This window comes from Acidovorax soli, assembly GCF_014207955.1.
In the GTDB taxonomy this organism is placed as follows: Bacteria; Pseudomonadota; Gammaproteobacteria; order Burkholderiales; family Burkholderiaceae_C; genus Acidovorax; species Acidovorax soli_A.
In genome coordinates this window covers 24945-43646 of sequence record NZ_JACHLK010000019.1, presented here as the reverse complement: position 1 = coordinate 43646, position 18702 = coordinate 24945, and the positions used below count along the sequence as shown (strand labels likewise).

Genomic DNA, 18702 nt, shown 5'->3' with positions numbered 1-18702 from the left:
AGAGCAATCAACCACCAGGAGACAAGCGACATGAGAAAGCATTTTCTTCCCACCATGGGCGCCATAGCCCTCACGGCCGCAGCCGCAGCAGCCCTCACGGCCTGCGGTGGCAGCAGCAACGACGACGGCCTGACCGGCAAGGCCCCGGTCATGAAGCTGGAGATCACCGCCCGCGAGGATTTCCCGGGCACCTACGGCACGGTGGGCGCCTACGAGCGCCTCACGGGCACGCTGTCGGGCGAAGTGGACCCGGCCGACCCCAAGAACGCCACCATCCAGGACCTGGCGCTCGCACCCGTCAATGCCCGGGGCATGGCGGAGTACAAGACCGAGTTCGTGATGCTCAAACCCAAGGACATGGCCAAGGCCAGCGGGGTGCTGCGCTACGACGCGCCCAACCGCGGCAACATCCTCACCATGCTCAACCCCACGGCCACGCCCAGCGATGCCGTGTACCTGGAGCGCGGCTATGTGATGCTCTACTCCGCCTGGCAGGGCGATGTGCCCAAGAGCGCCGCCGCGCGCCTCACGGCCACGGTGCCCGTGGCGAAGAACAAGGACGGCACCAGCATCACCGGCCCCTACCGCGCCGAGCTGGTGCCCACGGCCGCCAGCCCGGCCATGACCCTGCCGGGCGGCGTGTTCAACGGCACCATGATCCCGTACGAACCCGCCAGCCTGGACAACACCCAGCCCGGCTACTCGCTCACGCGCCGCGCCAACGAGACCGACCCGCGCGTGGCCATCCCCGCCGCTGACTGGAAGTTCGCCACCTGCGATGCCACGGGCACCAATGCCTTCCCGGGCACGCCCAACGGCGCCAGCGTCTGCCTCAAGGGCGGGTTCGACCCGGCCTACCTGTATGAGCTGGTCTATGTGGCCAAGGACCCCAAGGTCATGGGCGTGGGCCTGGCCGCGCTGCGCGACACGGTGAGCTTCTTCCGCAGCAAGGCGGCCGATGCCAGCGGCACCGCCAACCCGGTGGCCGGGCGCATCACGCATGCGCTGGGGCAGGGCACCTCGCAGTCGGGCAACGCCATGAAGACCTTTTTGCACCTGGGCTTCAACCAGGCGCTCGATGGCAGCAAGGTGTTCGACGGCATGTACGCCCATGTGGCCGCGCGCCAGACCAACATCAACACCCGCTTTGCCGTGCCCGGTGGCGGCGGCGGGCTGCGCACCGACCACACGGCCTTTGGCCAGACGGCACCGCGCGGGCTGGACAAGGACTACATGGACGACGTGAGCGGCCGCCAGGGCGGTGTGATGAAGCGCTGCGCCGCCACCAACACCTGCCCCAAATTCTTCCTGGGCCTGTCGGGCACGGAGTTCTGGCAGTTGCAGGGCTCGCCCGTGCTGACCGATGCCAATGGCCTGCGCGATCTGACCCAGCCCGACAACGCGCGCATCTACTACTACGCCAGCACCCAGCACGGCGGGGCCGGCGGCACGGCCAGCATTGGCTATGCGCCCAGCCGCGCGACCTACCCCACGGGCACGGTGGTGCAGTTCAACGACACCTTCCGCGCGCTGTTCCTGAACCTGGAGGACTGGGTGGTACGCGGCACGCTGCCGCCCGCCAGCCAGGTGCCCAAGGTGGCCGACGGCACGCTGGTGCGGCCCGCGCAGGTGGCCTTCCCGGCCATGAAGGGGCTGACCTGGGCGGTCAATGGCGTGCAGACGGCCATCCCCGACTTCAACTACCTGGGCTGGCACAACAACTTTCCGCTGTTCGACTTCGGCCCGCAGTATGTGCCGCAGGACGAAGCCGGCATCGCCACCGTGCTGCCCCCGCGCAACCTGAACCGCGACTACGCCATCCTGGTGCCCCAGGTGGACGCGCGCACGGGCCTGACCCGCGCCGGCATCCAGAGCGTGGAGGCGCGCGCCCCGCTGGGCACGAGCTTCGAGTTCAACTACGTGGCCACGCCCGGCATCACCGACCTGGCCAACCTCACGGGCGGCTACATCCCCTTCCACACCACGCGGGCCGCGCGCCTGGCCGCCGGTGACGGCCGGGTGTCGCTGGAAGAGCTGTACGGCAACCAGGCCGGCTACGTGGCCGCGGTGACCGAGGCGGCCAACGCCCTGGTGGCCCAGCGCCTGCTGCTGCCGCGCGATGCCCAGGCCCAGATCGACCGGGCCAAGGCGACGGTGATCCTTCCCTGAGGTGGGTTGACCCTGTGATGCAAAGGCCGGGGCTGGCGCCTCGGCCTTTTTCATTTCAGAGTGACCAAGGCGCGCCCTCGAAGCGTTCGACCAGGAAGTCGAGCAAGGCCCGCACCGCCGGCGACTGGTGCCGGCGCGAGGTGTACAGCGCATTGATCGCCATCACGGGCAGTTCCCAGCCGGGCAGCAGCGCCTGCAGCTCGCCGCTGGCAATGTGCGGGTTGGCCAGGTAGGTGGGCTGCAGCGCAATGCCGGCGCCCGCCAGGGCTGCGCGCAGCAGGGTGGTGGCCTCGTTGGCGCTGAAGTGGCCGGACACGGCCACGCGCTCGGTGCGGCCGCCCTGGGACAGCTCCCATACGCTCTTGCCGAAATTGGCGTAGCTCAGGCAGCGGTGGCGTTCCAGATCTGCGGGCAGATGGGGCATGCCGTGCTTCGCCAGGTAGGCAGGCGACGCCACCAGCACCGAGTCGCAGTGCGCCAGCGGCCGGGCGATCAGCATGGGGTCGGGCCCGCTGCTGATGCGGATCGCCAGGTCGATGCGCCGCTCAACGAGGTTGAGCGAACCCTCGCTCGCATCGAGGTCGATCTTGAGCTGCGGGTGCAGCGCCAGGAAGTCGGCAATCGCCGCGCCCAGTTGCGCATAGGCGAACGAGACGCTGCAGGTCAGCCGCAGCTGGCCGCGCAGCTCGCCTTCGCTCGTGGCCGTGGTCTCCTCCTCGATGTCTTCCACCAGCGCCAGCATCTGCTGGCAGCGGCGCAGGGCCTGCTCGCCGGCATCGGTCAGCGTCACGCTGCGGGTGGTGCGCTGCAGCAGGCGGGCCTGCAGCCACTGCTCCATCTCGCCCACGTAGCGCGTGACCATGGCGCGCGACATCTCCAGCTTGTCGGCCGTGGCGCTGAAGCTGCCGCTGGTGGCCACTTCCACAAACACCCGCATGGCGGTCAGGCGGTCCATATTTGCTCTATTGATGCAACAAATATGCGCAGTTTAAGCGGTTTATTGGATCGATTGATGAAAATAAACTGCAGCCATCACAACCCAAATCCTCTGGAGAATCCGCATGTTCCGCACCACCGTCCTCGCTGCCACCCTGTCCATCGCCTTTGCCGGTGCCCACGCCGCCGAGCCGCTGCAGCTCAAGGTCTACAACGCCGACGGCAACAGCTTCAACGTCAATTCCACCCTGGTCTATGGCGAGAAGGAGGCCATGGTCATCGACGCCGGCTTCACCCGCGCCGACGCGCTGCGCATTGCCGCCAATGTGCTCGACAGCGGCAAGGCCCTGAAGACCATCTACGTGAGCCAGGCCGACCCCGACTACTACTTCGGCGTGGAAACGCTCAAGGAGTTCTTTCCCCAGGCCGAGGTGGTGACCACCCCCGCTGTGCTGGAAAAGATCAACGCCAAGCTGCAAGGCAAGCTCGCCTTCTGGGGCCCCAAGATGGGCGCCAATGCACCGCGCACGCCCGTGCTGCCCAAGGCCCTCACCGGCAACACCCTCACGGTGGACGGCCAGGTGGTGGAGATCCGCGGCACCACCGGCCTGCTGGCGCACCGCCCCTACGCCTGGATCCCCTCGGTGAAGGCCGTGGTGGGCAACATCGGCGTGTTCGGCACCAACACCCATGTGTGGACCGCCGACACCCAGACCGTGGCCGAGCGCAGCGCCTGGGTGGCCCAGCTCGACGAGATGGCCGCGCTGCAGCCCGTCGTGGTCGTGCCCGGCCACATGGCCGCCGGCACGCCGCTGACGCCCGCCAACGTGAGCTACACCAAGGGCTACCTGCAGGCCTTCGAGAAGAATGCCGCCGCCACCAAGACCAGTGCGGAACTGATCGAGGCCATGAAGAAGGCCTACCCCGCAGCGCCCATGGGCCTGTCGCTCGATATCGGTGCCAAGGTCAACAAGGGCGACATGAAGTGGTAATCGGGAGGCAGGGCGCCCAGGCTCCCATGGGGCCTGCGCCTTGCCAATCACCCGCCCATCGAAAGGAGCCAGATCGTGCCGACACATCCCCTTGAGCAAGTGCTGCAGCACCTGCGCGCCGGGCGCTGGAATGCGGCACACGACCTGGTCCAACACGACAGCTCCCTGCTGGGCGCCTGGCTGCATGGCATTCTGCATGTGCAGGAGGGCGACCTGGAGGACGCCGAGAACTGGTACGACCGGGCGAGGGCCTGTTGACACTAATTTCGGGGATCGCGTTGCCCGGCCTGGGGGCTGGATGCAAGGCGCCCGTGTGCAGCAAGGTGTGCACCTTGCAAGCACGGGCAACGCCGCAGGCGGCCCCCAGGCCGGGCAACCCGAAGGGAAGGCTCTTGCCGGCGCGCCACTCGTCGTTGCGCTCCTTGCGTGTGCACATGCACACGCTGCGTCACGCGCCTAGATTGGCACGCTGGCAAGGGCCTTCGCGACCCCGAAATTAGTGTCAACAGGCCCTTGCCGTCGCTTTCGCAGCCGTGGCACGCTGCAGGAAGAGCTGGCGCTGTTCGAGGCCGCGCTCGCCCAAGCCGTACCACCGCCTGACATTGCATCTGAAAGACCCTGACCCATGCCCCTCATCTCGGTGACCTACCTGTTCGACCCCCTGTGCGGCTGGTGCTACGCCGCCGCGCCCGCGCTGAAACACCTGCAGGGCGTGGAAGGCCTGGATGTGTCCTTGGCCCCATCAGGCCTGTTTGCCGGGCAGGGTGCCCGGCCCATGGATGCGCAGTTTGCCGCGTACGCCTGGTCCAACGACCAGCGCATCCAGCAGCTTACCGGCCAGCCCTTCACCCAGGCCTACCGCGACCACATCCTGGGTGCTGAGGGCGGTCGCTTCGACTCCGGCCCCGCCACGCTGGCGCTGACCGCCGTGGCCCAGACCGCACCGGGCCGCGAGCTGGAAGCACTGCACGCGCTGCAGCACGCCCGTTACGTCGATGGCCGCGACACGGCCGATGCGGCGGTGCTGGCGGATGTGCTGGCGGCACTCGGCCTGGCCGATGCCGCTGCACTGGCCCGGGCGCCCGATGCCGCGCTGCACCGCGCCACGGCAGAGCGCGTGGCCAACGCCCAGGCGCTGCTGCGCGCCGTCGGTGCGCGCGGCGTGCCGCAACTGGTGGTAACGGGGCAGGGCGGGGCGTTGCGCCTGATGGGCGGCGATGCGCTGCTGGGGCCGCGCGAGCGGCTGGTGGCGCTGGTGCAGGCTGCGGCGGCCTGATCGCCGTCCGCTCAGCTCACTCCATCGACGGATCGATCAGCACCTTGGCCCCGGTATTGCGCGGGCCGTAGAAGGCAATGGCATCCGCGCTCAGCGCCCCGGCCAGCGACACCGTGCGCGCGTAGTGGCTGGCGAAGGTGGTCTTGAGCTCGGCCGCCACGCGCTGGCGCAGGGCCTGCGCCGCTTCGTTGCCGATCTTCTGCAAAAACGGGAACAGCAACCAGCCGCCCACGCCCCAGGCCATGCCGAAGGTGCGCTGAATCTCGGTGGGGCGCGTGTCCAGGTGGCCGTACAGGTAGACCTGCTTGTGCACGGCCGAGCCATAGCGGCTGTACTCGGTGGCCTTGCGGTTGATGGCCGCTTCCATGCATTGCAGGATCTGCCCGGCCAGCGTGCCGCCGCCCGTGGCGTCGAAGGCAATGGTGGCGCCCGTGGCGGCCAGCGCATCGGTCAGCTCGGCCATGAAGCCGGGCGCACTGCTGTCGCAGACGTACTGCGCGCCCTGCTCGCGCAGCAGGGCCGCCTGCTCGGGCTTGCGCACGATGTTGACCAGGCCGATGCCGTCGTTCTGGCAGATCCTGTTGAGCATCTGGCCCAGGTTGCTGGCCGCCGCGGTGTGCACCAGGGCGGTGTGGCCTTCGCGCTTCATGGTCTCCACCATGCCCAGCGCCGTGAGCGGGTTGACGAAGCACGAAGCCCCCTCGGCCGCCGTGGTGCCCGCCGGCAGCGGCAGGCATTGCGCGGCCGGCATGGCCCGGTACTGCCCATACATGGCCCCGCCGATCAGGGCCACCGTGCGGCCGAGCAGCGCCTGGGCTGCGGGCGAAGAACCTGCCGCCACCACCAGGCCCGCGCCCTCATTGCCCACGGGCATGCTCTGCCCCAGGCGCGCGGCCATGCCGGGCATGGCGCGCTCGGGGATGCGCGCGGTCACCACGGGCCGCTCGGCACTGCCGCCCACCTGCACGGTGGACAGATCGGCCGGCCCGAGCAGCAGGCCGATGTCCGAGGGGTTGATCGGCGTGGCCTGGATCTGCACCAGCACCTCGTCGGGGCCCGGTGTGGGCACGGGCGTGGGTTCGAGGCTGATCTGCAGGGTGCCGTCGGGCTGCACGAGCGAGCGCAGTTGCAGGGCAGTGGAGGGGATGGTCATGGGTGTCTCCGGGGGAAATGTGCTGCATTCTCGCCCTTGTGAGCGGTCTCCGCTGTCACCCACTTGGCTTGCTCACTGGGCCAGCGTGCGCACCATCTGATCGTACATCGCATCCACGGCCGGTGAGCGCTGCGACTCCCTGCTGCGCAGCACCGACACGTCCATCGAATCGAGCGCGGGCAGGTCGAACTCGGCCGGCAGGTTCTGCAGTATCTGCAGGTTGGCCGGCACGCTGCAGCGCGTGAGCACGGCCACGGCCAGGCCGCTTTCCACGGCGGCCAGCTGGCCCGCCAGGCTGGAGCTGTGGTACACGATGCGGTAGGCGCGGCGCCGTGCGGCCAGGGCCTTCATGGTGGCGATGCGCGCCAGGCTGGCCGATTCGTACACCGCAATCGGCAGCGGGTCGCGCCGCCAGGCCTCGAACTGGGCCGCGCCCACCCAGACCAGCGGCTCCTGGAACAGAAAGCGCCCGCGCTGCGGCTTGTCGCGCGAGACCAGGGCCAGGTCGAGCTCGCCGCGCCCCACGCGCGGGATCAGCGAGGTCGATTGCTCGCAGGTCAGCTCGATCTCCACCCCCTGGTAGCGGTGCGAGAAGCTGCGCAGCACGGGCGTGAGGTAGGTCGATGCATAGTCGTCCGGCACGCCCAGGCGCACGCGGCCTGCCAGGCGCGGGCCGAACAGCGCCGCCTGCGTTTCGGCCTGCAGCTCCAGCATGCGGCGGGCATAGGCCAGCAGCTCCTGCCCCAGGGGCGTGAGCTCCAGGTGGCGCGGGCCGCGCAGCAGCACCGGGCGGCCGAGCGCGGATTCAAGCTTCTTGATCTGCATGCTCACCGCAGACTGCGAGCGGTGCAACAGCGGCGCCGCTGCCGAGAGCGAGCCTGCGTCCGCCACGGCGACAAAGGCGCGCAGCCAGTCGATCTGCAGGTCGGGGTAGTTCATGCGTGCAATGTATTCGATTATCGAATGGCTGTGCTGCGAACTATGCGCTTTACCTCAAGCGATGGAGCAACGACCATTGGCGCCATGAACAACAAGGCCTCCGCATTGCCCGCATCTCCCGCCATTCTTTCCATGGGGGGGGACCCGGCAGGCCAAGCCCGCGAACGCACAGGCCAATGGCTCATGATCGCCGGCGGCATGCTGCTCGGCACCATTGGCGTCTTTGTCGAAGAGGCCGGCCAGCACCCGCTGGTCACGGTGTGGTTCCGCTGCGTGTTTGGCGCGCTCGCCTTGGTGGCCTGGTGCCTGGCCACGGGCCGGGGGCGCGAGCTGCTGCTGCGCCACCAGGCGACAAGCCGCTGGGTGGCCTGCGCCACGGGCGTGTTCATGGTGCTCAACTGGGCGCTGTTTTTCGCGGCCATACCGCGCACCTCCATTGCGGTGGCCACGGTCATCTTCCACGTGCAGCCGATCTGGGTCATCGTCTTCGGCGCACTGTTCCTGCGCGAGCGCATTTCGCCCACCCAGTGGGCGGCCACGCTGGCCGCGCTGGCTGGATTGGTGCTCACCACGGGCCTGCTCGACGGCATCCCTGCCGGCACGGCCGATGGCGGGGCCTATGTGGCTGGCGTGCTGATGTGCCTGGGCGGCTCGTTCTGCTATGCCGCCGTCACGCTGTTGGCCAGCCGCGCGCCTGCACCCATCAGCCCGTTTGCGCTGGCACTGTGGCAGTGCCTGGTGGGGGCCTTGCTGCTGGCCTGGGCACCGCTGGCCTTTGGCTGGCCGCACACGGTGGCTGCCTGGGCCTGGCTCACGGGCCTGGGCGTGCTGCACACGGGCCTGGCCTATGTGATCCTGTTCGCGGGCATGGCCCGGCTGGCGCTGGGCAAGGTGGCGGTGCTGCAGTTCGTCTACCCACTGACCGCCGTGCTGGTGGACTGGGCCGTGTACGGGCGCACGCTGAGCCCGGTGCAACTGGGGGGTGTGCTGCTGATGGCGGCGGCGCTGTGGACCATACGGCGGCCGGCAAGCCGGGCGAAAAGGGGCTAGTGAAGGGCGTGCCCCGCTACGGAGGCGGCGCCACAGCCACGCGATTGCGCCCCTGGCCCTTGGCGCGGTACAGGGCCTCATCCGCCTGGGCGAGGGCGGCTTCCAACGATTCGGGCGTCGTGGGAAAACTGGCCAAGCCAATGCTGACGGTAATGCCCAGCGTGTCCGTACCCGGCAACGGCACGCGCTGTTGCGCGCACTGCCCGCAGATGCGCTGTGCCACCTGCAAGGCTTCCTCGGGGCTGCAGTTGGGCAGGAGGATGGCAAACTCCTCGCCGCCCCAGCGGCCCAGCAGATCGGTGCTGCGCAGCGAGCGGGCTATCTGAGCTGCCGTGGCCGCCAGCACCTGGTCGCCGATGGCGTGTCCGTGGCGGTCGTTGACCATCTTGAAATGGTCGATGTCCAGCATCAGCACCGCCGCGGGGCGGTCGGTGCCGCGCAGCGCTGACAGCGACGATGCTGCCTGGTCGGCAAACCCGCTGCGGTTCAGGCAGTCCGTGAGCGGGTCGTGTGTGGCCGCATGCAGCCATTGCCTGAGCAACTGGTTGCGCGCATCCATGACCGTGGCCACCGTGAGCGGGCCCATGACGATGAGCGCGATGGCGATGCGGAAGCTTTGCAGGGCATACGGCGCGCTGAAATCCGCGCCGAAGTGCAGTTGCCCTGCGGAGACGGCCATCAGGACCCAGGCGCTGCTGATCAGGATCAGCACGGCCGTGGCGAACAGGCTGTACGACAGTGCGCACCACAGCAGGCCCGGCACCAGGTAGGCAATGGCGCCCGGGCCATTGAAAACCTTGGTCAGGAGTGCGCCCAGGAGCAGGGTGCAGACTGGAAGCAGTTGCCGGGCTGCGAGGCCCTGGAGCACCGACCCGCGCCGGTTGATCAGGCGTGGACGCTGCCAGGCGGGCATGGTCAGCACCACGGGAAGGATCACCAGGTAGTCCACCAGCTCGGACGTGAACCAGAACCACAGGCCCGAGACCGGCGTGCCACCAAACAGCCGCGGGTTGATGAACATGCCTGCCAAACCGACCGCCAACGAGGCCAGCGTGACGATCAAAAGGAAATAGACCATTGACTGCGTGCTGCGCAGCGTCCTGTGTTCGGGGGACAGGCGCATAAAAAGCAGGTAGCCGACCGCCACCCCCACGAGGTTGGCTGCTGACAGGTGGGTCGCCTTGGCCCAGGTGCCCCCCGTCAGCAGGTCTGCGGACACGAGGGCAATGGCTGCCGCGCACCATGCGAAAGGTCGCGCCAGCGTGGGCCAGCGCACCAGCACACCCAGCAGCACGGCATTCGCCGGCCAGAAAGCCGCCAAGGCCCCCACTGGTCGGGTGAAGATACCCAGAAGGGCGAAGCCGAAGACCAAGGCGCCCACAAAAAGGGCTCCGACCTGGGGTGATCGAAGAGCACGGGGCATAGGCATTACCGCCGCATGCGGGTGCGCGGGTGCTCTGGTCATTCGCTGTCTCCTGGCGGGGCTGGACCGGATGCTTCGCAGCATAAGCTATCTGATACGTTTCTTTACATGTTGCCGCCGCGCTGGCACCGCGAAGGCGGCTTGTTTGCAGTTGTTTGCAGTGTGGCCATGTGCAACATGGAAGGCGTGGCGGCAAGCGGCGCGCCGCAGAGTCGATAGACTGGCAGAACATGTACAGCCGTCCGGCACGAGGAGACACAGGAATGAGCACACCGACCAAGCCCGCATCTTCTCTGGGCCGCGCCTCACCCAAGGCAGCTACCCAAGGACCTGGGGATCCGGCGTCGGCCCTGATCGACGCCAAGATCAAGGGCCTCGCTGACTGGCGCGGCGAAACCCTGGCGCACCTGCGCAAGCTCATGCACGAGGCCGTGCCCGAGGTGGTCGAGGAGGTCAAGTGGATGGGCGTGCCCGTCTGGTCGCATGCCGGCATCCTGTGCACGGGCGAGACCTACAAGCAGGCCGTGAAGATGACCTTTGCCAAGGGCGCCTCGCTGCCTGATCCCAAAGGCCTGTTCAATTCGAGCCTGGAGGGCAACACGCGCCGTGCCATCGATGTGCGCGAAGGCGAAGTGGTCAACGAGGCAGCACTCAAGGCGCTGTTCCGGGCAGCGGCGGACTTCAATGGCCTGCAGGCCGCGCAGAAAAAAACAAAGACCAAGGCGCCTGCGGCAAGGAACGCAGGTTAAGGCGCAAGCCTCAGCCGCACCACCATGGGCCGGTGGTCCGACCCCAGATCAGGCCCGGTGCGCGAGTCCAGCACCTGCCAGCCGTTCGAGGCCAGCACATGGTCCAGCGGCAGCACCGACAGCCAGCCAAAGGCATTGGGCCAGCTGGGGGCCGCGCCAGTGGTACGGCGCAAGGTGGCCTCCACTGCGAACAGGCTGCGCGCCCAGGGAGTGGTGTTCAGGTCGCCCACCAGCAGGGCCGGCCCGCCTGCCTGGGCAAAGCGTTCGGCTTCCTGCACCAGGGCCCGGTCGCGGGCCTGGGCGAAGCCGGCGTCGAGCGGTGGCATGGGGTGCAGCGCGCTCAGTTGCACGGCCTTGCCGTTCCAGGCCATGGCGGCGCGCAGCCGCAAGGTGTCGCGCAGGTCCTGCGGCTGGAGGGTTTGCAGGTCGGACAAGGGGTGGCGCGAGAGCACGGCCAGGCCAAACGGGCTGGGATCGGGGGCTTCCAGCCGGTGCGGGTAGCGGGCCGCCACGCCGGGGTGCCCGGTCAGGGCCTGCTGGGCCAGGGCGGTGAACTCCTGCAGAAACACCACGTCGGGCGCATCGGGCGAAGCCAGCCAGGCCGTGAGCGGGCCGAAGTCGGTGGTTGCAAGGTTGAGGTTGGCACTGCCCACGGCCAGCACGGCGCCGGGGCCCGATGGTTCTGCGCCGCGCGGCAGGGTGGCAGGCTGCCACAGAAAGCTGCCGCCCAGCGCCAGCACGGCCAGGGCCAGCCAGCCATGGCCTACGCGGCCACTGGGCCGCGCAAGCACCAGCAGCACCAGTGCAAGCACCCCCACCAGCAGGTACAGCCACTGCCAATGGGCTGCCAGCTCCACCAGCCATTGCAGCGTGGGCACCTGATCCACCGGCAGCACGCGCGATACCGGGGCCGAGAGGGAGCCCAGGGCGCACAGCCAGGCCAGCCAGCGTGCGCGTGCGGTGATGAAATTGGCAGTTCTCGGAAAACGTTGTCGTGGCATGCGGCCGATGGTATCGGCCGGGCGGCACCGCTTGCTGCTCCGGGCGGGAATTTCCTTGGTGTTTCCCCAGCTCCCAGGGGGCAAGCCTTGCCCTCAGCGCGCGGCGATCACCTGCAAGGTGCTGCGCAGCGCTGCTTCGTAGACCGCATCGGGCCCCAGGCGCGCCGCCTCGCTGGACGTTGGCAGTGCCACCCGCCCCGCGAACGCCTCGCGCAGGCGGGGCGCGGCCAGCAAGCGTGCGCCGGTGCTGTCGGCCAGTGCGATGCCCGCAAGCCGCCCGGCCTGGTCGAAGACGGGGCCGCCCGGCGCCAGGCCCTGGTGCAGGGATGCATCGAGCTCGCGGTCCCCGTCCGCGCCCCGGGCGGCACCGACGAAACCGGTGCGCAGCAGCGGCCATGCTGCCCCCGCATCGCTGGTGTGGGCGTACGCCACCGCAAACGCCACGGCCCCGGGGAATGCACTCGCGGGCACGCTGCCCAGAGACGGTGCGGGCAGTGGGCTGCCCAGGCGCAGCAGGGCGAGCGCACGCTCGCCAGTTCGCCCCGGCTCGGCGGAGGCGGGGGCCAGTTGCCCCAGCCCGTTGCGCACCCACAGGCGCCGGCTGGCCGCGATGGCCTGCGCGGGCACCAGGGCCGCACGGCCTTCGCCGAGCAGCGTGCCGGTGGCCACCAGGCGTGCGCCGTTCGGCAACAAGGCGGCATGGCTGTACGGTGCCAGCCGCGCGGGCGGCAGCAGCATGTCGCCGCTCGCATGCGGCGCACCCGATGCCAGCGCACGGCCTACGCCGGCCACCAGCGGTTGCGATGGCGCGCGTGCCTGCGCATCGGCCAGCAGCTTGCGGGCGATGGCGTCCTGCCCACCCGCGTGCAGCAGCCAGGCGTACAGGGCCGCGCCGCCCACCGCGTCGAGGTGTGCGCCTGCCGTGTGCGCGCCAAAGGCCAGTGCGCGCCGGTACTGGCCCGCCTGCATGTAGCTGCGCACCAGGCCCATCTCGGTGTCGGCCGAGTGCAGGATCAATGCAGCGCGGTCGAAGCCCTGCTCGGCCTTGTGCGCATTGCCGGCCGCCAGCGCGGCCTCGGCTTCGCGCAGCAGCGCTTCGCGTTCGCGCAGGCGCTCGGCGTCGGGCGGCCGGGCCGCCGACGCCTGCATGATGGCCCGGAGCTTCTCCTCGGTGGCCGGTGAGGCTGCCAGCGGGCTGGCGGCCAGCGCCAGCAGGCCCGTCAGGACGTGACGGCGCCGGTGGGGCATGCTGTGTTGGTGCCGCTGCGCTGGATGCGCACGCTGCCCGCGTCGTTGGGGTTGCTGCCCAGCGTGTACGGTGCCTTGGGCGCCTTGAAGCCCGACAGGTAGGCCACGAGTGCATCGATGTCCTGCGCGCCGCCCAGGCGGTTGGTGCCCTTGAGGAAGGTGGAGTAGCCATCGCCGCCGTCGGCCATGAAGTTGTTCATGGTGACGCGGTAGGTCTTGGTGGGGTTGGCCACCGTGCCCGAGGCGTCGACGATGGTCTCGGTCGAAGACCCGTTGCGCAGCGTGACATTGCTCACGCGCGCGCCGCAGGCCTTGGCGCCGTCCCAGGTGTACTTGAAGCCGTTGGAGGGCAGCATCACGCGCGTGGCAGTGGCCGACTGGCCCTTGCAGCCCGCGAACTGCTCTTCCAGCACGTCCTTGAGGTCCTGCGCCGTGAGCGACATGGTCACCAAGCTGTTGCCGAAGGGCTGGGTGGTGAAGGCTTCGCCATAGGTGATGTTGCCAGGTCCTTCGCCCACGGTGCTGCTCGCAAAGGTGAAGCCGGGGTTGCGCACGCCGCCGCCATTCATCAGCGCGATGACGGCGGAGCCGAAGGTGGGGCCCTGCGTGGCCGCCAGCATGGCGTCGGCCACCAGATCGCCGGCCGGCATGTTGCAGGCGGCGTCGGTGCGGGTGTTGGGCAGTTCGGCGGCGATGGAGCCGATCACGGTGTTGGCAATCGGCGAGACCAGGCTGTTGTAGCCGGCAATGATGCGGGCAACGGCCGCATCGGCGGGCACGGCGGGGTCGTTGCGCACCACCAGGCGGTTGGTGGTGGTGATCGCCGTGATGTCGCGTGTGGAGGGATCGATGGTCAGGTCCATATCGGTCAGCACGCGGCCGAACGAACTGGAGCTGGTCACGGGAATAGCGCGGCCCGTGGCATTGGGCAGCTTGCAGTTGTAGGCAGCGTGGGTGTGGCCGCTGACGACGGCGTCCACGGCGTTGTCCAGGCCCTTGACCAGGGTGGCGATGGCCGAGCCGGCGAGGCCGCCCTCGCAGCCGTTGATGTCCGACACCGTGCCCGATTGGAAACCGCCCTCGTGCACCAGCACCACGATGGCTTCGATGCCCTGGTTCTTGAGTTCGGGGATGAGGTTGTTCACCGTCTGGATTTCGTCGCGGAACTCCAGGCCGGCCACGCCGGTGGGGGTCACGACGGTGGGCGTGGCCTTGAAGGTCATGCCGATGAAGGCCATCTTGACGCCCTTGAACTCCTTGATGCCATAGGCCGGCAGCAGCGTCTTGCCCGTGGCCGTGGCAATGACGTTGGCCGACAGCCACTTGAACTTCGCGCCCTCGAAGGGCACGGGCGTGCCTGCCGTCGCGCCCTTGCAGCTGTTGGGCTCGCCGCTCTTGCAGCCGCCGTTCTGCAGGCGCAGCAGCTCGGCCGAGCCCTTGTCGAACTCGTGGTTGCCCACCGAGTTGAATTCGAGCCCGATGCGGTTGAGCGTTTCCACTGCGGGCTCGTCCTGGAACAGGGCCGAGATCAGCGGCGAGGCACCGATCGAGTCGCCCGCGCCCACCACCACGTTGTTCGGGTTCTGCGCCTTGAGTTTGGCCACATGGGCGGCCATGAACTCGGCGCCGCCCACGGGGGGGCGCTCGGCCGCCGGCACCGCGGCACTGGTGCCGAAGGTGCCCGGGGATTCCAGGTTGCCGTGGTAGTCGTTGAAGCCGATCAGCTTGACGGTGAACGGCGGTTCGCTGCCCCCGCTGCTGCACGCAACCACGGTAACGGCCAGGGCGGCAGAGGCCGCGGCAATCCATCGCAATGTCATGGGTCCCTCGTGTTGGAGATGGGTCTGCTGCCGAGTGGATCCGGTCCGCGTGACAATGCCGTGAAGCACTTTGGCCAAAATTAGGTCTAAGTTAAGTCTTGTGTGGCCTAAGTGGGCCGCATAGTATTTGCCCAACGCGTCCCTTCGAGGCGCAGGCGACCCAGGTGAGGCCGGTTACGACCCCTGGGATCCCATGACAAGAACAGGAGACAAGCCTTGGCACGCTGGCACAACTGCGGCACCGAAGACCTGGACGTTCTGCAGGCCATTTTCTGGTCGGCAGGCGCGTCGCGGCATGCGCTGGCGCAGCGGCTGGCCTATTCCAAGAGCAAGGCCAACGCCATGGTGGCGGCCTTGCTGGACGAAGGCCTGCTCGACGAAGTGGGCCTGCAGGAGTCCTCCGGCGGGCGCCGGGCCGAAACCCTGCGCCTGAGCGAGACCCTGGGCGTGGTGATCGGCGCCGACCTGGGCGCCACCAGCATGCAGGTGGCCGTGATGCGGCCCGACATGACCGTGCTGGCGCGGCACCGCGAACCCATCGACGTGCGCCAGGGCCCGGGCGTCATCCTGGCGCGGCTGCGCGGCCTGATGCGCGAACTGATGGCGCGCTGCGGGCTGCCGGCCTCGCAGGTCATCGCCATCGGCATGGGTGTGCCGGGGCCAGTGGACTTTGAAAGCGGCCAGCTCGTCAACCCCCCGCTGATGCCCGACTGGGACGGCTTTTCCATCCGCGACTACCTGCGCGAGGCCTTTGCCGCGCCCGTCTTCGTGGACAACGACGTGAACCTGATGGCGCTGGGCGAGCTGTGGCGGCTGCAGCGCAACCTGCCCAACTTTTTGGTCATCAAGGTCGGCACGGGCATTGGCTGCGGCATTGTCTGCCATGGCCAGGTGTACCGGGGCGCCAATGGCTCGGCCGGCGACGTGGGCCACATCTGCGTGGACCAGGCCGGCCCGCGCTGCCACTGCGGCAACCAGGGCTGTGTGGAGGCCATGGCCGCCGCGCCCGCCATGGCGCGCATGGCACTGGCCGCGGCCCAGGCCGGCGAAAGTGCCTTGCTGGCCGAGCGCCTGCAGGCCAGCGGCACACTGACCACCGAAGATGTCGCCCAGGCCAGCCGCGCGGGCGATGTGGTGGCCAATGCCATCATCCAGCGCGCAGGCAACCTGGTGGGGCAGATGCTGGCCTCGGTGGTCAACTTCTTCAACCCCTCGCACGTGTTCATCGCCGGGCGCGTGACGGACATGGGCCCGCTGTTCCTGGCCTCGGTGCGCCAAAGCGTGTACCACCGCTCGCTGGCCCTGTCCACGCGCCACCTTGAGATCCAGTACGCCCCTCTGGCCGACGATGCCGGCGTGGTGGGCGCCGGTGTGCTGGCCATGCAGGAGAGCATGGCACGCGCAGGAGGGAGCACACGATGAGCGTCGCCGTCGAGTTCCGCAACGTCACCAAAGAGTTCGGCCCTGTGCGCGTGCTGCACGGCGTGGGCTTCGCGCTGCAGCCGGGCCGGGTGTACGGCCTCTTGGGCGAGAACGGCGCGGGCAAGTCCACGCTGATGAAGATACTGGCCGGCTACGAAAGCCCCACCACCGGCGAGGTGGTGGTGGACGGCGCCGTGCGCGCCCCCGGCGGCGGCTCGCGCGCGGCCGAGGTCCAGGGCATCGTGCTGATCCACCAGGAGTTCAACCTGGCGGACGACCTGACGATTGCGCAGAACATCTTCCTCGGACACGAGATCAAGAAGGGCTTCTTCCTCGACGATGCGGCCATGCGCGAGAAGACCCGTGCGGCTTTGGCCCAGGTGGGCCTGCCGCTGGACCCCGACACGCGCGTGAAGAAGCTCATCGTGGCTGAAAAGCAGCTGGTCGAGATCGCCCGCGCGCTGGCCCGCAATGCGCGCCTGCTCATCATGGACGAACCCACCGCCACGCTGACCCCGGGCGAGACGGAGCGCCTGTTCACGCTGATGGCCGGGCTCAAGGCCGCGGGCGTGACCATCATCTACATCTCGCACAAGCTCGACGAGGTGGAGCGCACCACCGATGAGGTGGTGGTCATGCGCGACGGCCTGCTGGTGGCACGCGAGCCCACGGCCAGCGTCACACGGCGGCAGATGGCCAACCTCATGGTGGGCCGTGAGCTGGCCGACCTGTTCCCTGCCAAGCTGCCTGCGCCGGCGGGCGAGCCCGCCCTCAAGGTGCGTGGGCTCACCGTGCCCGGGTGGGCGCAGGACATCGATTTCGAGGTGCGGCGCGGCGAGATCCTGGGCTTTGCCGGCCTGGTGGGCGCCGGGCGCACCGAACTGTTCGAAGGCCTCTTGGGCCTGCGCCCGCGCACTGCAGGAACAGTGGAGCTGGCAGGCAAGCCCGTGCAGCTGAAAAGCCCGCGCGATGCGGCACACCACGGCCTCACCTACCTGAGCGAAGACCGCAAGGGCAAGGGCCTGCATGTGCACTTCAGCCTGCGCCCCAACCTCACGCTGATGGCGCTGGAGCGCTACGCCAAGCCCTGGCTCGACCCCGCGGCCGAGCAAGCGGCGCTGCGCGATGCGGTGCAGGAGTTCGGCATACGCACCGGTTCGCTCGACGTGCGGGCCTCATCCCTGTCGGGGGGCAACCAGCAAAAACTCGCGCTGGCCAAGGTGCTGCACCCCGGCCCCAGCGTGGTGGTGCTCGACGAGCCCACGCGCGGCGTGGACGTGGGCGCCAAGCGCGAGATCTACCACCTGGTGCAGCGCCTGGCGGGCGAGGGCCTGGCGGTGATCGTGATTTCGTCCGAACTGATGGAGCTGATCGGCCTGTGCCACCGCGTGGCGGTGATGCGCGCCGGCCGCTTGCAGACCACGCTCCAGGAACCCCATTTGACCGAAGAGGAGTTGATCGTCCATGCCACAGGTACCCGCTGAGAACACCGCCGCCGCACCCCAGGCAGGCGGCAGCCGCCACGGTGCCGCAACCGCCTGGTGGGGCAAGCTGCACGGCATGGGCCCGGTCATCGGCCTGGTGCTGCTGTGCATTGCCGGCACGCTGCTCAACAGCAACTTCGCCACCTACGACAACGTGATGAACGTGCTCACGCGCACGGCCTTCATCGGCATCATCGCGGTGGGCATGTGCTTCGTCATCATCTCGGGCGGCATCGACCTGTCCGTGGGCTCCATGGCGGCGCTGATCGCGGGCTCGGTCATCCTGTTCATGAACGCCATGGCGCCCGTGCTGGGTTCGCCCATGGCCGCGGTGATCGTCGGCATGGCGCTGGCCGTGGTGCTGGGTGCAGTATTCGGGCTGGTGCATGGCTTGCTCATCACCAAGGGGCGCATCGAGCCCTTCATCGTGACCCTGGGCACGCTGGGCATCTTCCGCGCCTACCTCACGTACTTCTCCAACGGTGGAGCCATCACGCTGGAGAACGATCTGTCGGACCTCTACAGCCCCGTGTACTACGCCAACCTGTTGGGCGTGCCCATTCCGGTGTGGATCTTTCTGCTGGTGGCGGTGGTGGGTGGCGTCATCCTCAACCGCACGGCCTATGGCCGCTATGTGCAGGCCATCGGCTCCAACGAGCAGGTGGCGCAGTACGCCGCGGTGGATGTGCACAAGATCAAGATCCTGACCTACATGCTGCTGGGCGTGTGCGTGGGCATCGCCACGCTGCTCTACGTGCCGCGCCTGGGCTCGGCATCGCCCACCACGGGCCTGCTGTGGGAGCTGGAGGCCATTGCCGCGGTGATCGTGGGCGGCACGGTCCTGAAGGGCGGGGCGGGCAGCATCACCGGCACAGTGGTGGGTGCCATCCTGCTGTCGGTCATCAGCAACATCCTCAACCTCACCAGCATCATCAGCGTGTACCTGAATGCGGCGGTGCAGGGCTTCGTGATCATCGCCGTTGCGTTCATGCAGCGCGGCAAGCGGTGATGTGTCGTCGGAATCGTTTTTCTCGGTAGGT

The 18702-nt window shown here is 68.7% G+C and carries 16 protein-coding genes; 9 read left to right on the top strand and 7 right to left on the bottom strand.

Features of this window, described 5'->3' with window-relative positions; all coding sequences use genetic code 11:
• Positions 1 to 30 precede the first annotated feature (30 nt).
• Complete coding sequence (locus HNP48_RS30490) at positions 31 to 2169, top strand: alpha/beta hydrolase domain-containing protein (RefSeq protein WP_184864467.1); 2139 nt, start codon at positions 31 to 33, stop codon at positions 2167 to 2169.
• A 55-nt stretch (positions 2170 to 2224) separates the two neighbouring features.
• Here HNP48_RS30490 and HNP48_RS30485 read toward each other — a convergent pair whose 3' ends face one another.
• Positions 2225 to 3124 (bottom strand): LysR family transcriptional regulator, encoded by a 900-nt coding sequence (locus HNP48_RS30485; protein WP_184864465.1) that lies wholly within the window; start codon positions 3122 to 3124, stop codon positions 2225 to 2227.
• Between the two features lie 106 nt (positions 3125 to 3230).
• Here HNP48_RS30485 and HNP48_RS30480 point away from each other — a divergent pair, with 106 nt between their 5' ends.
• The 3 genes from HNP48_RS30480 to HNP48_RS30470 all read left to right on the top strand — a co-directional run bounded on the left by HNP48_RS30480 (position 3231) and on the right by HNP48_RS30470 (position 5373).
• Positions 3231 to 4097 carry an MBL fold metallo-hydrolase gene (locus tag HNP48_RS30480; RefSeq protein ID WP_184864463.1) on the top strand — a complete coding sequence of 289 codons (867 nt, stop codon included), beginning with the start codon at positions 3231 to 3233 and terminating at the stop codon, positions 4095 to 4097.
• A gap of 75 nt (positions 4098 to 4172) precedes the next feature.
• Entirely contained in the window at positions 4173 to 4355 is a 183-nt protein-coding gene (locus HNP48_RS30475; RefSeq protein WP_221480412.1) for a hypothetical protein, read from the top strand.
• A gap of 367 nt (positions 4356 to 4722) precedes the next feature.
• Positions 4723 to 5373 carry a DsbA family protein gene (locus HNP48_RS30470; RefSeq protein ID WP_184864461.1) on the top strand — a complete coding sequence of 217 codons (651 nt, stop codon included), beginning with the start codon at positions 4723 to 4725 and terminating at the stop codon, positions 5371 to 5373.
• A 16-nt stretch (positions 5374 to 5389) separates the two neighbouring features.
• On the opposite strand, the gene HNP48_RS30465 is transcribed toward HNP48_RS30470, so the two are convergent.
• The gene (locus HNP48_RS30465; RefSeq protein ID WP_184864451.1) at positions 5390 to 6526 is read right to left on the bottom strand and encodes a zinc-binding dehydrogenase; all 1137 of its coding nucleotides are present in this window, start codon (positions 6524 to 6526) and stop codon (positions 5390 to 5392) included.
• Positions 6527 to 6598: 72 nt separating this feature from the next.
• Positions 6599 to 7465, bottom strand: coding sequence for a LysR family transcriptional regulator (locus HNP48_RS30460; RefSeq protein WP_184864449.1), 867 nt, complete (start codon positions 7463 to 7465; stop codon positions 6599 to 6601).
• A gap of 84 nt (positions 7466 to 7549) precedes the next feature.
• Here HNP48_RS30460 and HNP48_RS30455 point away from each other — a divergent pair, with 84 nt between their 5' ends.
• Positions 7550 to 8515, top strand: a complete 966-nt coding sequence (locus tag HNP48_RS30455; protein WP_184864447.1) for a DMT family transporter — start codon at positions 7550 to 7552, stop codon at positions 8513 to 8515.
• A gap of 16 nt (positions 8516 to 8531) precedes the next feature.
• On the opposite strand, the gene HNP48_RS30450 is transcribed toward HNP48_RS30455, so the two are convergent.
• On the bottom strand, positions 8532 to 9836 hold the full coding sequence (locus HNP48_RS30450; protein ID WP_184864445.1) for a sensor domain-containing diguanylate cyclase: 1305 nt from the start codon (positions 9834 to 9836) through the stop codon (positions 8532 to 8534).
• Positions 9837 to 10201: 365 nt separating this feature from the next.
• On the opposite strand from HNP48_RS30450, the gene HNP48_RS30445 reads away from it, so the two are divergent.
• On the top strand, positions 10202 to 10687 hold the full coding sequence (locus tag HNP48_RS30445; protein WP_260420435.1) for a DUF1801 domain-containing protein: 486 nt from the start codon (positions 10202 to 10204) through the stop codon (positions 10685 to 10687).
• Here the strand turns inward: HNP48_RS30445 and HNP48_RS30440 are convergent.
• The 3 genes from HNP48_RS30440 to HNP48_RS30430 all read right to left on the bottom strand — a co-directional run bounded on the left by HNP48_RS30440 (position 10684) and on the right by HNP48_RS30430 (position 14756).
• Positions 10684 to 11688: an endonuclease/exonuclease/phosphatase family protein gene (locus HNP48_RS30440; protein WP_184864434.1), complete on the bottom strand. Its 1005-nt coding sequence runs from the start codon at positions 11686 to 11688 to the stop codon at positions 10684 to 10686. The two genes, HNP48_RS30445 and HNP48_RS30440, sit on opposite strands and share 4 nt — an antisense overlap.
• 93 nt (positions 11689 to 11781) lie before the next feature.
• Complete coding sequence (locus HNP48_RS30435) at positions 11782 to 12936, bottom strand: hypothetical protein (protein ID WP_184864432.1); 1155 nt, start codon at positions 12934 to 12936, stop codon at positions 11782 to 11784.
• Complete coding sequence (locus HNP48_RS30430) at positions 12909 to 14756, bottom strand: bifunctional UDP-sugar hydrolase/5'-nucleotidase (RefSeq protein ID WP_184864430.1); 1848 nt, start codon at positions 14754 to 14756, stop codon at positions 12909 to 12911. Before HNP48_RS30430 ends, HNP48_RS30435 begins: the two co-directional genes overlap by 28 nt.
• 216 nt (positions 14757 to 14972) lie before the next feature.
• Here HNP48_RS30430 and HNP48_RS30425 point away from each other — a divergent pair, with 216 nt between their 5' ends.
• From HNP48_RS30425 to HNP48_RS30415, 3 genes are read left to right on the top strand one after another with little or no spacing between them, the layout of a single operon-like run.
• A complete protein-coding gene (locus tag HNP48_RS30425; protein WP_409362592.1) occupies positions 14973 to 16178 on the top strand; it encodes an ROK family transcriptional regulator in 1206 nt (401 codons plus the stop codon).
• On the top strand, positions 16175 to 17662 hold the full coding sequence (locus tag HNP48_RS30420) for a sugar ABC transporter ATP-binding protein (protein ID WP_184864428.1): 1488 nt from the start codon (positions 16175 to 16177) through the stop codon (positions 17660 to 17662). Before HNP48_RS30425 ends, HNP48_RS30420 begins: the two co-directional genes overlap by 4 nt.
• Positions 17643 to 18671, top strand: coding sequence for an ABC transporter permease (locus HNP48_RS30415; protein ID WP_184864426.1), 1029 nt, complete (start codon positions 17643 to 17645; stop codon positions 18669 to 18671). The genes HNP48_RS30420 and HNP48_RS30415 overlap by 20 nt, the downstream gene beginning before the upstream one ends.
• Positions 18672 to 18702 lie beyond the last annotated feature (31 nt).

What these genes read in the sequence shown, in the direction of transcription:
- HNP48_RS30445 (WP_260420435.1), top strand. Translation starts at nt 10,202, where the DNA reads ATGAGCACACCGACCAAGCCCGCATCTTCTCTGGGCCGCGCCTCACCC.
- HNP48_RS30485 (WP_184864465.1), bottom strand. Translation starts at nt 3,124, where the DNA reads ATGGACCGCCTGACCGCCATGCGGGTGTTTGTGGAAGTGGCCACCAGC.
- HNP48_RS30435 (WP_184864432.1), bottom strand. Translation starts at nt 12,936, where the DNA reads ATGCCCCACCGGCGCCGTCACGTCCTGACGGGCCTGCTGGCGCTGGCC.
- HNP48_RS30480 (WP_184864463.1), top strand. Translation starts at nt 3,231, where the DNA reads ATGTTCCGCACCACCGTCCTCGCTGCCACCCTGTCCATCGCCTTTGCC.
- HNP48_RS30490 (WP_184864467.1), top strand. Translation starts at nt 31, where the DNA reads ATGAGAAAGCATTTTCTTCCCACCATGGGCGCCATAGCCCTCACGGCC.
- HNP48_RS30465 (WP_184864451.1), bottom strand. Translation starts at nt 6,526, where the DNA reads ATGACCATCCCCTCCACTGCCCTGCAACTGCGCTCGCTCGTGCAGCCC.
- HNP48_RS30470 (WP_184864461.1), top strand. Translation starts at nt 4,723, where the DNA reads ATGCCCCTCATCTCGGTGACCTACCTGTTCGACCCCCTGTGCGGCTGG.
- HNP48_RS30420 (WP_184864428.1), top strand. Translation starts at nt 16,175, where the DNA reads ATGAGCGTCGCCGTCGAGTTCCGCAACGTCACCAAAGAGTTCGGCCCT.
- HNP48_RS30455 (WP_184864447.1), top strand. Translation starts at nt 7,550, where the DNA reads ATGAACAACAAGGCCTCCGCATTGCCCGCATCTCCCGCCATTCTTTCC.
- HNP48_RS30440 (WP_184864434.1), bottom strand. Translation starts at nt 11,688, where the DNA reads ATGCCACGACAACGTTTTCCGAGAACTGCCAATTTCATCACCGCACGC.
- HNP48_RS30415 (WP_184864426.1), top strand. Translation starts at nt 17,643, where the DNA reads ATGCCACAGGTACCCGCTGAGAACACCGCCGCCGCACCCCAGGCAGGC.
- HNP48_RS30460 (WP_184864449.1), bottom strand. Translation starts at nt 7,465, where the DNA reads ATGAACTACCCCGACCTGCAGATCGACTGGCTGCGCGCCTTTGTCGCC.
- HNP48_RS30430 (WP_184864430.1), bottom strand. Translation starts at nt 14,756, where the DNA reads ATGACATTGCGATGGATTGCCGCGGCCTCTGCCGCCCTGGCCGTTACC.